At 61.9% G+C, this 13,535-nt stretch carries 13 protein-coding genes; 3 read left to right on the top strand and 10 right to left on the bottom strand.

Going from position 1 to position 13,535, the window contains the following annotated elements:
* Positions 1–123: 123 nt before the first annotated feature.
* The 6 genes from PspS34_RS17270 to PspS34_RS17245 form a co-directional block, all read right to left on the bottom strand.
* A complete protein-coding gene (locus PspS34_RS17270) occupies positions 124–633 on the bottom strand; it encodes a copper chaperone PCu(A)C (RefSeq protein ID WP_154862067.1) in 510 nt (169 codons plus the stop codon).
* A 1-nt stretch (position 634) separates the two neighbouring features.
* Positions 635–1,240, bottom strand: coding sequence for an SCO family protein (locus PspS34_RS17265; protein WP_057715426.1), 606 nt, complete (start codon positions 1,238–1,240; stop codon positions 635–637).
* A gap of 309 nt (positions 1,241–1,549) precedes the next feature.
* The gene (locus PspS34_RS17260) at positions 1,550–2,434 is read right to left on the bottom strand and encodes a ChaN family lipoprotein (RefSeq protein WP_154862066.1); all 885 of its coding nucleotides are present in this window, start codon (positions 2,432–2,434) and stop codon (positions 1,550–1,552) included.
* 52 nt (positions 2,435–2,486) lie between these two features.
* On the bottom strand, positions 2,487–3,254 hold the full coding sequence (locus PspS34_RS17255; RefSeq protein ID WP_150815003.1) for a heme ABC transporter ATP-binding protein: 768 nt from the start codon (positions 3,252–3,254) through the stop codon (positions 2,487–2,489).
* On the bottom strand, positions 3,254–4,237 hold the full coding sequence (locus PspS34_RS17250) for an iron ABC transporter permease (protein ID WP_174245550.1): 984 nt from the start codon (positions 4,235–4,237) through the stop codon (positions 3,254–3,256). The genes PspS34_RS17255 and PspS34_RS17250 overlap by 1 nt, the downstream gene beginning before the upstream one ends.
* Positions 4,238–4,380: 143 nt before the next feature.
* Entirely contained in the window at positions 4,381–4,554 is a 174-nt protein-coding gene (locus PspS34_RS17245) for a hypothetical protein (RefSeq protein WP_223508090.1), read from the bottom strand.
* 109 nt (positions 4,555–4,663) lie between these two features.
* Here PspS34_RS17245 and metE point away from each other — a divergent pair, with 109 nt between their 5' ends.
* Positions 4,664–6,952 (top strand): 5-methyltetrahydropteroyltriglutamate--homocysteine S-methyltransferase, encoded by a 2,289-nt coding sequence (metE, locus tag PspS34_RS17240; protein ID WP_150815006.1) that lies wholly within the window; start codon positions 4,664–4,666, stop codon positions 6,950–6,952.
* A 418-nt stretch (positions 6,953–7,370) separates the two neighbouring features.
* Here the strand turns inward: metE and PspS34_RS17235 are convergent, their stop codons facing one another.
* From PspS34_RS17235 to PspS34_RS17225, 3 genes are all read right to left on the bottom strand, one after another.
* Positions 7,371–8,240 (bottom strand): oxaloacetate decarboxylase, encoded by an 870-nt coding sequence (locus tag PspS34_RS17235; RefSeq protein WP_046043248.1) that lies wholly within the window; start codon positions 8,238–8,240, stop codon positions 7,371–7,373.
* 142 nt (positions 8,241–8,382) lie between these two features.
* Positions 8,383–9,417, bottom strand: a complete 1,035-nt coding sequence (gene astA / locus PspS34_RS17230; RefSeq protein ID WP_154862063.1) for an arginine N-succinyltransferase — start codon at positions 9,415–9,417, stop codon at positions 8,383–8,385.
* A gap of 49 nt (positions 9,418–9,466) precedes the next feature.
* Positions 9,467–10,483 carry an arginine N-succinyltransferase gene (locus PspS34_RS17225; protein ID WP_150815008.1) on the bottom strand — a complete coding sequence of 339 codons (1,017 nt, stop codon included), beginning with the start codon at positions 10,481–10,483 and terminating at the stop codon, positions 9,467–9,469.
* A gap of 564 nt (positions 10,484–11,047) precedes the next feature.
* On the opposite strand from PspS34_RS17225, the gene PspS34_RS17220 reads away from it, so the two are divergent.
* Both PspS34_RS17220 and cobF read left to right on the top strand, forming a co-directional pair.
* On the top strand, positions 11,048–11,620 hold the full coding sequence (locus PspS34_RS17220) for a histidine phosphatase family protein (protein WP_150815009.1): 573 nt from the start codon (positions 11,048–11,050) through the stop codon (positions 11,618–11,620).
* The gene (gene cobF / locus PspS34_RS17215) at positions 11,620–12,375 is read left to right on the top strand and encodes a precorrin-6A synthase (deacetylating) (RefSeq protein WP_150815010.1); all 756 of its coding nucleotides are present in this window, start codon (positions 11,620–11,622) and stop codon (positions 12,373–12,375) included. The genes PspS34_RS17220 and cobF overlap by 1 nt, the downstream gene beginning before the upstream one ends.
* A gap of 130 nt (positions 12,376–12,505) precedes the next feature.
* Here the strand turns inward: cobF and ftrA are convergent, their stop codons facing one another.
* Positions 12,506–13,468 (bottom strand): transcriptional regulator FtrA, encoded by a 963-nt coding sequence (gene ftrA, locus PspS34_RS17210; protein WP_150814344.1) that lies wholly within the window; start codon positions 13,466–13,468, stop codon positions 12,506–12,508.
* Positions 13,469–13,535: the final 67 nt, after the last annotated feature.

Genomic DNA, 13,535 nt, shown 5'->3' with positions numbered 1-13,535 from the left:
TCAAACTGTGGGAGCGAGCTTGCTCGCGATGGCGGAGTATCAGGCGACATCGATGTCGAATGTTCCTGCCTCATCGCGAGCAAGCTCGCTCCCACAGGTCCTGTGTTTTAACTGACGGAGCAATCAATTCATCTTGCTGTGATCATGCATCATCTTGCTGTGATCCATGGTGCCGATCGCCTTGGCAACGGCTTCGACCTGAATCGATTCTTTCTCGCCCTTGGCGTCTTCCACGGTCAGGGTCAGTGGCACCTTGTCGCCTTCCTTGATCTGACCTGTGAGATTCATCAGCATGATGTGATAGCCATTGGGATCGAAGCTCACCGGCTTGCCGGCTGGCAGCGCAACGGACTGCACCTGCTGCATTTTCATCACGTCGTCTTTCATGCTCATTTCATGAATCTGCACTAGCTTGGCAACCGGCGTTTGCACGCTCAGCAACTTGCTGTCGCTGCTGGCGGTGACGGTCATGAAGGCGCCGCTCGACGGCTGGCCGGCCACGGTGGCGCGGACCCAGGCGTCGTCGACCCGGGTTTGTGCCGATACCTGAAAGGCCAGGCCGACCAGGGACAAGCCCAGTGCCAGTTGCTTGCAGCCTTGCACGAAGCGGTTTTTAGCTTGCGGGGCATTCATTTCAGCAAACCTCCATCACGGTGAGCAGGTCTTCTGCGCACTCTTTGGCCGTCAGGGACGCGGACAGCCCCAGGCGCAGATTGCCCCGGGAGTCGAAGACAAAACTGGTCGCGGTATGGGAGAGGGTATAGGTATCGCCGCTCGGGACTTTCTCAAAGAACACGCCGAATTCCTTGGCGGTGGCGGCGGTTTCTTCAAGCGTGCCGTACAGGGCTTCGAAACTCGGGTCGAACGCCTTGACGTACTGGTCCAGCAACTCTGGCGTGTCGCGTTCAGGGTCCAGGGTGATGAAGATAACCTGCAGCCTTTCGCCATCGCGACCCATCAGCTTCTTGGCCTGCGCGGCGCGGGCCAGGGTGGTCGGGCACACGGCCGGGCACTGGGTGAAACCGAAGAATACCATCGGCATCAGGCCGCGATAGCTGCCCAGCATCCTGGTTTCGCCCTCAGGGTTCTTGAGCTTGAAGTTACGCCCCATGATCTTGTCGCTGAGGTCCTTGCCGTAGTTGAACGACAGCTTGCTGCTGTCGTCGCAACCGGCGAGCAGGCCCAGGCTCAACAGGCCCATGCCTTGCAGGACAGTCCGGCGGGTATACAAAGTACTCATGAAAAAAGCATCCTGTTGAACAGGCTGAAATGACAGCGTGATGACTGTACAGACGAAAAAATCGGGGGGATGTTAACAAACTGTGCCGGTGTCCGAGGGGCGGATACGACCATTGGACCGACGCACAGGCGTGACATAGTGTCGCGCCGACAGGCCGACACCTGTGGCGAGGGGGCTTGCCCCCGTTGGACTACGAAGTAGTCCCGATCCAGGCAATGCGGTTAGTCTGAGTAACCGCGATTGCAGGGTTCAGGGTCGCTGCGCGACCCAACGGGGGCAAGCCCCCTCGCCACAATGTATCGGTCGGGTTTAGCGACGCAATTGCGCGCAATGATCCTGTTCCGGTTGCGCGGCGGTGTACCACACGTAATCCGCATTCTCGGCGGTCACGGTCTTGCCAGCTTCGGCCAGGATCAGCACCGCATTCCCTTCACCGGCACCGAGGTCCTCCAGGTGCAGTGGCACCCCCAGATCCTTGCGCACGTGGAAAGCACCGGCCAGCAGCAACGCCGGCGTCGGCGCGGCCATCAGGCGCTCGGCCATGCGCCGGTCACGCTGTTGTTGCACGGCGAGCATTGCCGGCATCTGTGCTTCGGGCAACAGGCCGCAATGGGATTGGCGGATGTCATCCAGCAAGGTCGCCCGCACCTGTTGGGTGGTGGACGCTTGCCCCGTAAGTACCGGGCGCTGTTTGTAGATCTGCATGATCTGCGCGCGGTCCAGGTTCGCCGCCAGCAGCGGATACGGTTGCCGCAGCGCGTAGGTGACGAGTGCGCCATAAACACTCCAGTCCCAATTGGCCTGCCAGGCCAGCGCCGTGAACGCATCGGCCGGTGGCTGGCCCGCGCGGGTCACGGCTTGCGCGGCATCGACCCTGGCCTGTTGATCGGGGTTGAGCATCTCCATCAGCAGGCTGCCCTGGGGGCGTTGTGTCGCCAGTTCGCGCAGCAGCCATAATTGCAGGGCGTGGTGGTCCGGGTTGTCGTGCTGTTCACCGACCAATACCCGAGGCACAACGGCCAGGCGTTGGACAAGTTCTTGCGGCGTCAGCGTACGGCCCGTGGCGAGTTCACGGATGACTCCGAGGTCGGCGTGATCACGGCCGTGCGGGGCGATCGGCGCCGGCAGTGGTGTGACCTGATGGATTTGGCAGGCAGCCAACAGGCTGAATGCACAGAGCAACAGAAAGCGCATCGGTTTTCCTTATTGGACAGGTGCCCCCTCAATGACGGAAGAGGGGGCGGCATCAGCGCGCGATGATCAGCGGGTGGCCGCGTTCCGGATGCTGGTGAATCAGCACTTGTAGTCCATACACCGCCGCCATCGCTTCGGTGGTCAGCACTTCTGCCGGTGGACCGTAGGCGTGGGGCAGGCCCTGATGCAACAACAGTAGTTGATCGCAGTAACGGGCAGCCAGATTGAGGTCGTGCAGAATCACCAGCACGGCAACCCCGCGCTCGGCGAAATCACGCACGGCTTGCAAAATGGTGTGCTGATGCAGCGGATCGAGCATCGATGTCGGTTCATCGAGCAGCAGGGTTTGCCCCTCGGCACCCGGCCAGAGCTGAGCGAGTACCCGCGCCAGATGCACGCGCTGGCGTTCACCGCCGGACAGGGCCAGGTAGCTGCGTCCGGCAAGATGAAGCGCATCGGCGGCTTTGAGCGCCTCGGCGACGATTTCGGCATCGCGCACGCGGCCGCTGGCGTGAGGCAAGCGACCCATGCCGACGATTTCATTGACCGAAAACGCAAAGCTCAGGCTCGAACTCTGCGGCAGCACGGCCAGGCGCTTGGCCCGTTCCTGTCCCGGCCAGTCGGCGAGTGGACGCTCGTCGAGGCTGACCCTGCCTTCACTGGTCGCCAGCTCACCACACAAAGCGGCGAGCAGGGTGCTTTTGCCGGCGCCGTTCGGCCCCAGCACACCCAGCACTTCACCGGGGCGCAACTCGATATCGATGTTGGTCAGCACCGTGCGCTTGCCACGGCGTACCAGCAGGTTGTTTGCCCGCAGCATCAGGAGCGTCCTCGCACCAGCAGATAAAGAAAGAACGGAGCGCCGATCAGTGCAGTCACGATACCGATTGGCAATTCGGCTGGCGCCAACAACAAACGCGCCGCCAGATCGGCCAGTAACAGCAGGCTGGCACCGGCCAGCAACGACGCGGGCAGCAACACCCGGTGATCCGGGCCGACCAGCAGGCGCATCAGATGCGGCACCACCAGGCCGATGAAACCGATCAGTCCGGCCGCCGCGACTGCCGCGCCGACGCCGAGCGCCGTGCACAACACCAGCTCAAGTTTGATCCGCTCGATGTCAAAACCCAGGTGACGGGCCTCCGATTCACCCAGCAGCAATGCATTGAGCGCCGCCGCCCTGCGGGGCAACCACAACGCCACGCCCAGGGTGACGATCAGCAACGGCCACAAGCGCGGGTAACTGGCACCGTTGAGGCTGCCCAGGTTCCAGAACGTCAGGGTGCGCAAAGTGGCATCGTCGGCCAGGTAGGTGAACAGCCCGACCCCGGCACCGGCCATGGCCGTCATCGCCACACCCGCCAAGAGCATGGTGGCAACGTCGGTTTGCCCGTTGCGGCGACCGAAGCGATACACCACCGCCGTGACGATCAAGCCACCGGCGAAGGCGCTCACCGACAGCAGGTAGGGTTCGATCGCAGGCGGCAAGCCACCGAGCAGGCTGCCGCCGACGATGGCAAGGGCGGCACCGAGCGCAGCACCGCCGGACACACCGACCAGACCCGGATCGGCCAAGGGATTGCGGAACAACCCCTGCATCGCCACGCCGGACAACGCCAGTACCGACCCCACGGCGATGCCGAGCAAGCTGCGTGGCAGTCGAATCTGCCCGAGGATCAACTCCGCCTGCTGCGTGTCACCACCGTCAAGTGGCAACCCGAGCAGACGCATCCCGCCCAGCAAGGTATCGCCCAGGGGCAGGCTGACCGGTCCGAGGGCCAGGGACAGCCAGAACACCAGCACCAGCAACAGCAGCAAAAAGATCAACGTCGGACGCGGCCGAAAAATGGCCGTCATGAGCTGATCCCGGCGGTCTGTGCTTTGGCGTCCGGGCAGGGCGTCGTGGCACAGGCCGGCAGTGTTTTGATACGCATCGGGACTATTCCTTAGCCGATCATAGGGTGGGGGCGGGTATCGAAACTTTCGTAGCGGGTGATGATGCCATCGACGCCCGGCTTACGCACACGCCACGGTTCGGTCATGCCAGAGGTTTTCAGGCGCAGGTTGGACATCGGGGCGAGCGCCTTGAACCAGATGTCCATCCAGCGCCAGTTGCGCAGTGCTTCTGATCATGAGAGGAACTTGTGATCATCACGATTAAAATGAGTTTGTCTCACTCGCTGACACTGTCGACAATGGCTCCCATCGAACGTATTGGAGTTATTTGACATGGCTGTGGCCCATTCCCTTGGTTTTCCGCGCATTGGTCGCGACCGCGAACTGAAAAAGGCTCAAGAGGCGTTCTGGAAGGGCGAACTCGACGAAGCCGGTCTGCGCACCGTGGGCCGCGACCTGCGCAAGACCCACTGGGACTTGCAGAAAAAGGCCGGCATCGAGTTGCTGCCGGTCGGCGACTTCGCCTGGTACGACCAGGTCCTGACCCACTCGTTGATGTTCGGTGTGATCCCTGAGCGATTCCGCCCGCACGATGGCAAGGCCAGCCTGCAAACCTTGTTCGGCATGGCGCGTGGTGTGAGCGACAGCTGCTGCGGCGGCGCGCATGCCCAGGAAATGACCAAGTGGTTCGACACCAACTATCACTACCTTGTCCCTGAGTTCAGCGCCGATCAGCAGTTCCAGCTCGGCTGGGACCAGTTGTTCGAAGAAGTCGAGGAAGCCCGCGCACTGGGGCACAACGTCAAGCCGGTGATCATCGGCCCGCTGACTTACCTGTGGCTGGGCAAGGCCAAGGGCGTCGAATTCGACAAGCTGGAGCTGCTGGATCGTCTGTTGCCGTTGTACGGCCAGATCTTCCAGCGCCTGGCGGCACAGGGCGTCGAGTGGGTGCAAATCGACGAGCCGATCCTGGTGCTCGACCTGCCGCAGGACTGGAAAAACGCCTTTGAGCGGGCCTACAACCTGATTCAGCGTGACCCGTTGAAGAAACTGGTCGCCACGTATTTTGGTGGGCTGGAAGAAAACCTGGGCCTGGCCGCCAACCTGCCGGTGGACGGCCTGCACATCGATCTGGTGCGTGCGCCTGAGCAGTACCCGACCATCCTCGATCGCCTGCCGGCCTACAAAGTGCTGTCGCTGGGCCTGGTCAACGGCCGTAACGTCTGGCGCTGCGACCTGGAAAACGCTTTGGCCACCCTGCAGCATGCTCATGAGCGTCTGGGTGATCGCCTGTGGGTCGCGCCATCCTGCTCGCTGCTGCACAGCCCGGTTGATCTGGGGCGTGAAGACAAGCTCGATGCCGAACTGAAAAGCTGGCTGGCGTTTGCCGTGCAGAAGTGTGAAGAAGTCGCGGTGCTGGCTCAGGCCGTCAACGAGCCGGAAGTGCCGAAGGTGCTTGAAGCGCTGACCCAAAGCCGCGCCGTGCAGGCCAGCCGTGCTGCGTCGCCACGCATCCACAAACCGGCCGTGCAGGCGCGTGTGGCCGCCATCACTGTCAAGGACAGCCAGCGTCATTCGCTGTTTGCCCAGCGTATCGAGAAACAGCGCGCCGGCCTGAACCTGCCGCTGTTCCCGACCACCACCATCGGTTCATTCCCGCAAACCGCGTCTATCCGTCTGGCTCGCCAGTCGTTCAAGCAAGGCAAGCTGACCGAAGCCGAATACACCGAAGCGATGCACAGTGAGATCCGTCACGCCGTGCAAGTGCAGGAAAACCTGGGCCTGGACGTGCTGGTGCACGGTGAAGCCGAGCGTAACGACATGGTCGAATACTTCGCCGAGCAACTTGACGGCTATGTGTTCACCCGTTTCGGCTGGGTCCAGAGCTACGGCTCGCGTTGCGTGAAACCGGCGGTGATCTTCGGTGACCTGAGCCGTCCGAAAGCCATGACCGTGGAGTGGATCCGCTACGCCCAGGGCCTCACCGACAAGGTGATGAAGGGCATGCTGACCGGTCCCGTAACCATGCTGATGTGGTCGTTCCCCCGCGAAGACGTGACCCGCGAAGTGCAGGCTCGTCAACTGGCCCTGGCGATCCGTGATGAAGTGGTGGACCTGGAAGCCGCCGGGATCAAGATCGTGCAGATCGACGAAGCCGCGTTCCGCGAAGGCCTGCCGTTGCGCCAGGCGCAGTGGCAGCACTACCTGGACTGGGCGACCGAAGTGTTCCGCCTGTGCGCCTCCGGTGTGCGCGACGAAACCCAGATCCACACCCATATGTGCTACAGCGAGTTCAACGATGTGATCGAGTCCATCGCCGCCATGGATGCCGACGTGATCACCATCGAAACCTCGCGCTCGGACATGGAACTGCTGGACGCGTTCGAAGCCTTCGCCTACCCGAACGAAATCGGCCCGGGCGTGTATGACATCCACTCGCCAAGGGTGCCGGACTCCTCGGAAATGGCCAACCTGCTGCGCAAGGCCGCCAAGCGTATTCCCGCCGACCGCCTGTGGGTCAACCCGGACTGCGGCCTGAAGACCCGCGGCTGGCCGGAAACTGAAGCGGCGCTGGTGCACATGGTCAACGCTGCGCGTCAGCTGCGTAAAGAGTGGGCCTGATGCTGTATTGAGTGCACCACTGAAACCTGTGGCCTCTTCGCGAGCAAGCCCGCTCCCACGGGGATTCCGGGTGAATACAAGATTTGTGTTCAACAGAAATCCACTGTGGGAGCGAGCTTGCTCGCGATGGCGGCGTGTCAGGCGGCAGGGATGCTGGCTGTGATGGCCTCATCGCGAGCAAGCTCGCTCCCACAGGGATTCCGGGTGAATACAAGATTTGTGCTCAACAGAAATCCACTGTGGGAGCGAGCCTGCTCGCGATGGCGGCGTGTCAGGCGGCAGGGATATTGGCTTTGATGGCCTCATCGCGAGCAAGCTCGCTCCCACGGGAATTCCGGGTGAATACAAGATTTGTGTTCAACAGAAATCCACTGTGGGAGCGAGCTTGCTCGCGATGGCGGCGTGTCGGTTTAAACCGTCATTCCTTCACGCTCATGAACTCCTCCGCGAAGCGGATGTATTCCTCGGGTTGCGTATAGGTGTGCGTCAGCTCGGTGGCGCTCAGGTCCGACGTCTGGGTGAGGATCTGGCGTTGTTCGCGCAGGCTGTCGTAGGTCGCCTTGATCGCGGCGAAGTACGCGCCATGGCCGTCGATGGTCACGCGCACACCCAGTTCGGCCAGGCGTTTGTCATCGCGCAGCAGCGGGTTGCCATAGGTCACCAGCATCAGCGGCACGCTCAGGTGCTCGGCGATCTGCTCCAGATGGTCGAAGTCCTTGATGCCCACCATGCAGATCCCGTCGGCGCCGGCGCTCTGGTATTGCCGGGTGCGGCTGATGATTTCCTGCACCGGCAGAATCCCGGCATGGGTGCGGGCGATGATTGCCATTTCCGAATCGCAGCGGGCTTCGAGCGCCGCGCGGATCTTGCCGACGCCTTCGGCGACCGTGATCAGGTCGGTGGATTTACGGCCGAACTGCGCGGGCAGCAGGGTGTCTTCGATGGTCAGCGCAGCCACGCCCGCACGTTCGAGTTCGACGATGGTGCGCATGACGTTGAGCGCGTTGCCGTAGCCGTGGTCGGCGTCGGCAATCACCGGCAACTGGGCGACACGGCCGATGCGAGTGGCCTGTTCAGCGAATTCGCTGAGGGTGATCAGGGCAAAGTCAGGGGCGCCCAGCACTTGCAGCGATGCGACCGAACCCCCGAGGATCCCGACTTCGAAGCCCAGGTCGGCGGCGATGCGGGCCGACATCGGGTCGAAAACCGAGGCCGTGTGGTAGCAGGTGTTGGAGGCGAACAGTTGGCGAAAATTGCGGCGCAAATCTTGATGGGAAAGCCTGGACATATGAGTTCCACCAATGGAATGGAAGGGCTTGAGCAAAAGTGTCAACGCCGAAGGAATAAAAGGCTATCACGCGCGCAAGGGGAGAATGATGACGAATTTGCTGGGTCAGTCCGATTGACATCGCCGCGATGGAACTGATAGGTCACGCCGCCACGGCCTGTTGTCGTTGGTCAAGCAGCGGCACGGCGCGCACCGAGTCTGCGGGTTGCAGCTGCAGGCGCTTGGCGGTCAGGCGATCAACCACCAGGCTGTTGCCTACCTGTCGGGCCGGGGCACAGGTAATGCGACAGTTTTCCAGGCGGCGGTTGTGAATCAGCCAGAGGGGCGCTTTATCGTCCGGTGAGCCGATGGCCAATGACAGCGGTCGGCTGTCGCGCACGGTGCGGATCCCGGAAACCGGGGCTTCGATGACCGGTCCGCCGTCGAAGATATCGATGTAACCCTGGTGGGCAAAGCCCTCGGCGCTGAGGATTTTCAGGGCTGGCTCGGTATTGGGGTGGGCCTTGCCGATCACCGCCTGGGCTTGTTCGGTGAGCAGGCAGGTGTACAGCGGCTGGCGCGGCATCAGTTCGGCGATGAACGATTTGTTGCCCAGCCCGGACAAGTGATCGGCGTGGCTGAAATCCATCTTGAAAAAGTGCCGGCCGAGGCTGTCCCAGAACGGCGAGCCACCTCGTTCATCAGCGCTACCGCGTAATCCGGCGATGAGCCGGTTGCCGAACAGCTGGGTGAACTCGGCCACAAACAACAAGCGCCCGAGGGAAAGCAAACGGCCGTTGCTGCCCTGGCGCTGATCGGGGCGCAGGTACAACGAGCAGACTTCCGATTGCCCGGTCAATTCATTGCTCAGGAACAGGGTCTGGATCTGGCGCTGGATACCCAGATCCGCCGAAGCGCTGACCGTCAGTCCGACCCGGTAGTTGTACCAGGGCTCGCGCAGACCGACGCCCCCCGTCAGGGCGCTGACGCCCACCACTTGCTGCTCGTCATCCTCGAGCACGAACAGGTAATCGGCATCGGCCCGGTCGACCTGTCCGGCGAAGGTGCGTTGGGCCCAGCGAATCCGGTAGGCCAGGCGTTCTTCATCGGCCGGCAGGCTGGTAAGCCCCGGAATGGCCTGCCGCACCAGCGTGAACAAGGCGGGCAGGTCGGTGATCTGGACCGGACGGACAATCATGGGGCGGTTCCTTGTGCGCGGGTGCTCGGGCGTTGAATCTGGCGGGTGTTCACAGGGCCACCAGCCGGACGGGGCTGCCCTCGGTCACCTTCAGCGCCGTGCACATGGCGGCGTCAAGGGTCACGGGTTGTCCGGGGATGTAATCAAGATCGGCGACGATGGCTCGGTAATCCTTCAAGGACTCGTTGCTCACCAGAAAGCGGCCGCGGGTGTCGATCACCGGGCCAGGCTGCGTTATGCCGCACTGGCTGTGGGCGATGGAGCGAATACCCGAGGTACGCGCATAGAGCGTCGGGCCTCCATCGAACAGATCGATGTAACTGTTGGTTTCGAAGCCTTCCCGTTCGAGGATATCGAAGGCTTCCTGGCCATCGGGGTGGATGCTACCGATACAGTCCTGTGCCGCCTGGGGCAGCATGGGCACGTAGATCGGATACTGCGGCATCAGCTCGGCGAGAAAGGTGCGGCTCTGCAGACCGCAAAGCCGTTCGGCCTCGACGTAGGGCAAGTCGAAGAAATGCTTGCCCACGGCGTCCCAAAATGGCGAGTGGCCTTCATCACTGCTGTAGCCGACGATCTCGGTGATCACCGTTTCGGAAAAACGCCGGGCGTGGGCGGCGATGAACAACAGGCGCGCCCGCGACAGCAGTTCGGAATGTGCGCTGCGCACTCGCGCGGCATCGATATGAAAGCCCCGCAGCAAGGTGTGACCACTGAGGTCGTGACACAACGACAGGGCCGGTACACCGTGCTCGATGTTCAGTTCCCGCGAGGCGCTGGTGAAGTGCCGGTTGCGCAGGCTGTAGAACGGCTCGTTGTAACCCGCCGTGGCGAGGATTTCCGAGCAGCCGGCCAGGTGCCGTGTCGTCAGGTCTTCGAGTACAAAGAAATAGTTTTCCGGGCCATGAGCCTGCACGTCCTTTTCGAACGAGGCACAGGAATCGAGGATTTTTCCGCGCAACCGTTCGCTATCGTCGGGCAGGGACGTGACGCCCACGAGGCTTTCACGGGCCAGCCTCTGCAACTGGGGCAGGTCGGCCAACTCGACTGGACGCAAGACCAGCATGGAGACACTCCTGTATCAAACGATTCGGCGGCTTGAGCCGAACCTGACTATCACTGTCGGTTTTTCCACACATTAAATCGGTGGTCATCTGAACGTTGTCAGGCGCCACGCTTTTTCTTATCGGATGTTTCTTGGGATGGACCGCATTAAACGAGGAGCAGGCGGTTCGGTCGGAGGTGGTGCCTGGCCAGGCGCTTGGATCGGGTATTCGAGTAAAGGCATCCGGGCTCCTGCTGGATGAGTGTGGCACGTGTTTTAACAATCCGTTGAAAGGAGTATTTAATCATCGCGTACTGCCTGTCTAGTGAATTTTCGCGTGGTCTGCTCGTGCCCGGAAAAGGTGCGAAGTGCCTGTACTACGGGGCTACGCCGATGTCGTAAAGTCTTGTAGGCGATTGCCTGCATTGCGGTCAGCCATGACAGAAAGTCTTGCAGGAAATGACTGAAGGAATCCGTTTCAAACAGGAAAATTAAACACCACCCGGGCCTGCTTTCTTGCGGCACAATTGCGCGATGGCGGTCACCTGACGCCGTCGTTTCTTTCCATCCCTGGAGTGATTGCTGGTGCAGGCAACCCGTTTAACCCTGATTTGCCACGCTCGAACCGTCGCCCAGAAATTGGCGCGCTTTCCTCTGGACGAGCCTCTGGAGATGGATTGGCAAGCGCTCAGGCTTTCCCGTTGCAATCAGTTCAAGGGCGCTCCACGTCTTGTCTGTGGTCCGGAGTTGCGCACCCGGCAAACCGCTGGACTGTTCGCCAGCGCGCCGCAGATTGTCGACGCCTTGAGGGACTGCGATTTCGGGCGCTGGGGCGGTGAGCGCATCGGCGATCTGCAAAAAACCGAAGCCCAGGCGCTCCAGCATTGGCTGGACGACCCGGCTTCGGCCCCCCACGGCGGTGAGTCGCTGGTGCAACTGGGCGAGCGGGTGGGTGCCTGGCTGACAACCTTGCAATCGACGCCGGGGCACATCGTTGCCGTTACTCATCCCTTTGTCATCCGCGCCGCGCTGACGCAAGTGTTGCAGGGGGGCGCGTCCAACCTGATCGACGTCGAACCCCTGTCGGCCATCGAGTTGAGGTTCCATGACCGCTGGCGGCTGCGCTTTCCGGGCATCGATCCCGAGGACCTGCTGTGATGAAAAAACTCCTGGTCATCGGCATCGGTGCCGGCAACCCCGACTACATCACGATGCAGGCCGTGAAGGCGCTGAATCAGGTCGATGTTTTTTTTCTCATGGACAAGGGCCAGAGCAAAGACAAACTCATCGATCTGCGCCGCGAAATCTGCGAGCGCTACATCACCGGCCACGACTACCGTTTTGTCGAAGCCCACAGCCCCGAGCGTGAGCGCGGTGAGGTGGACTACAAGACCAGTGTCGACGACTTGAACCTGGCCAAACAACAGACCTTCGAACGGCTGATCAATGAAGAGCTGTCCGACAGCCAGTGTGGCGGTTTTCTGGTGTGGGGCGACCCTGCGCTGTACGACAGCACCATCCGTATCCTTCAGGCGATCCAGGCCTCGGGCGTCTGTGGGTTCGAGTTCGAGGTGATTCCCGGGATTACCAGCGTCCAGGCATTGGCGGCACAACACAAAGTGCCGCTCAACCAGATTGGCCGCTCCGTTGAAATCACCACCGGCCGGCGCCTGGCGGCAGGGCAGGTGAGCGATGCCGACAGCCTGGTGGTGATGCTCGATGCCCAGGATGCTTTCCATCAGGTGGTGGATCAGGACACCGAGATTTACTGGGGGGCCTATCTGGGGACGCCGGATGAAATCCTGATCAGCGGCAAGCTCAAGGATGTCGCGGATGAAATCGAACGGGTGCGCAAGGCGGCGCGGTTGGCCAATGGCTGGATCATGGATACCTATCTGCTGCGAAAACCCTGATCAGTCGGTGATCGGGCTGACGCCTTCGCGAGCAAGCCCGCTCCCACAGTGGATCTTCAGTGTTCACACCATCGGTGTGGGAGCGAGTCTGCTCGCGATTGGGCCTTGAAGGTCAACCGAAGGTAAAGTGTTACCCCCCACGCCCAAACCGCTCCCGATACACCGAAGGCGGCACGCCAACCACCGTTCGAAACGCCACCCGGAAACTTTCCACCGAGCGATAACCACAGCGTTCGGCAATCTGCTCGGTGTTCTGGTCGCTGCTTTCCAGCAGTTCACGGGCCCGGCCCAGACGTTCGTGCTGCAACCAGGTTTTCGGTGACTGGCCGCTGGCTTCGGTGAAGCGGCGCAGGAAGGTGCGTTCGCTCATGGCGGCTTCGCTGGCCAGGTCGCGCACCTCCAGCGGCTCGTGCAAACGCTCACGTGCCCACTGCATGACGCGGGAAAGATTGCTGCGCGGTGCAGGACTGACCGGCGTCGGAATGAATTGCGCCTGGCCACCGCTGCGTTGCGGCGACATGACCAGGCGTCGCGCCACGGAGTTGGCCACCTGGGTGCCGAAATCCCGCGCCACCAGGTGCAGGCAGGCATCGATGCCTGCCGCGCTGCCGGCGGAGGTGATCAATTGGCCGGAATCGACATACAGCACGTCCGGGTCCACGAGGATGCCGGGAAACCGCTCGGCCAGTTCCGAGGTATAGCGCCAGTGCGTGGTCGCACCGTGCCCGTCGAGCAACCCGGTGGCGGCGAGGACGAAAACACCGGAGCAGATCGACAGCAACCGCGCCCCTCGGGCATGGGCCTGGCGCAAAGCAGCGATCAGTTCTGCTGGCACCGTGGCGCTGCGGTCGCGCCAACCGGGGATGATGATGGTGCGGGCATCGGCGAGCAATTCCATGCCGCCATCGGCGAGTACCTGGATGCCGCCCATGGCCCGCATCGGACCTTGATCGACCGCGACGATACGATGCTCGTACCACGGAAAATCGAATTCAGGTCGTGGCAGGCCGAAGATCTCCACGGCAATGCCGAACTCGAACGTGCACAGGCCGTCGTAGGCCAGAATCGCGACCATTCCTGGGGTGGGTTGCATTTGGCGGAAAGTTCCCGGTTAGTGTCTTGTGCGCCACTGTAGCCGCAAGTGGCTGGCGGATAAAGTC

Origin of the sequence: Pseudomonas sp. S34 (assembly GCF_009866745.1) — a bacterium.
Taxonomy (GTDB): Bacteria; Pseudomonadota; Gammaproteobacteria; order Pseudomonadales; family Pseudomonadaceae; genus Aquipseudomonas; species Aquipseudomonas jessenii.
This window is presented reverse-complemented; position numbering and strand designations above follow the sequence as displayed.

Excerpts from the sequence above, each read along its gene's own strand:
- astA (WP_154862063.1), bottom strand. The coding sequence starts at position 9,417 with ATGATTGTCCGTCCGGTCCAGATCACCGACCTGCCCGCCTTGTTCACG.
- PspS34_RS17225 (WP_150815008.1), bottom strand. The coding sequence starts at position 10,483 with ATGCTGGTCTTGCGTCCAGTCGAGTTGGCCGACCTGCCCCAGTTGCAG.
- cobF (WP_150815010.1), top strand. The coding sequence starts at position 11,620 with ATGAAAAAACTCCTGGTCATCGGCATCGGTGCCGGCAACCCCGACTAC.
- PspS34_RS17260 (WP_154862066.1), bottom strand. The coding sequence starts at position 2,434 with ATGCGCTTTCTGTTGCTCTGTGCATTCAGCCTGTTGGCTGCCTGCCAA.
- PspS34_RS17265 (WP_057715426.1), bottom strand. The coding sequence starts at position 1,240 with ATGAGTACTTTGTATACCCGCCGGACTGTCCTGCAAGGCATGGGCCTG.
- PspS34_RS17255 (WP_150815003.1), bottom strand. The coding sequence starts at position 3,254 with ATGCTGCGGGCAAACAACCTGCTGGTACGCCGTGGCAAGCGCACGGTG.
- PspS34_RS17235 (WP_046043248.1), bottom strand. The coding sequence starts at position 8,240 with ATGTCCAGGCTTTCCCATCAAGATTTGCGCCGCAATTTTCGCCAACTG.
- PspS34_RS17270 (WP_154862067.1), bottom strand. The coding sequence starts at position 633 with ATGAATGCCCCGCAAGCTAAAAACCGCTTCGTGCAAGGCTGCAAGCAA.
- metE (WP_150815006.1), top strand. The coding sequence starts at position 4,664 with ATGGCTGTGGCCCATTCCCTTGGTTTTCCGCGCATTGGTCGCGACCGC.
- ftrA (WP_150814344.1), bottom strand. The coding sequence starts at position 13,468 with ATGCAACCCACCCCAGGAATGGTCGCGATTCTGGCCTACGACGGCCTG.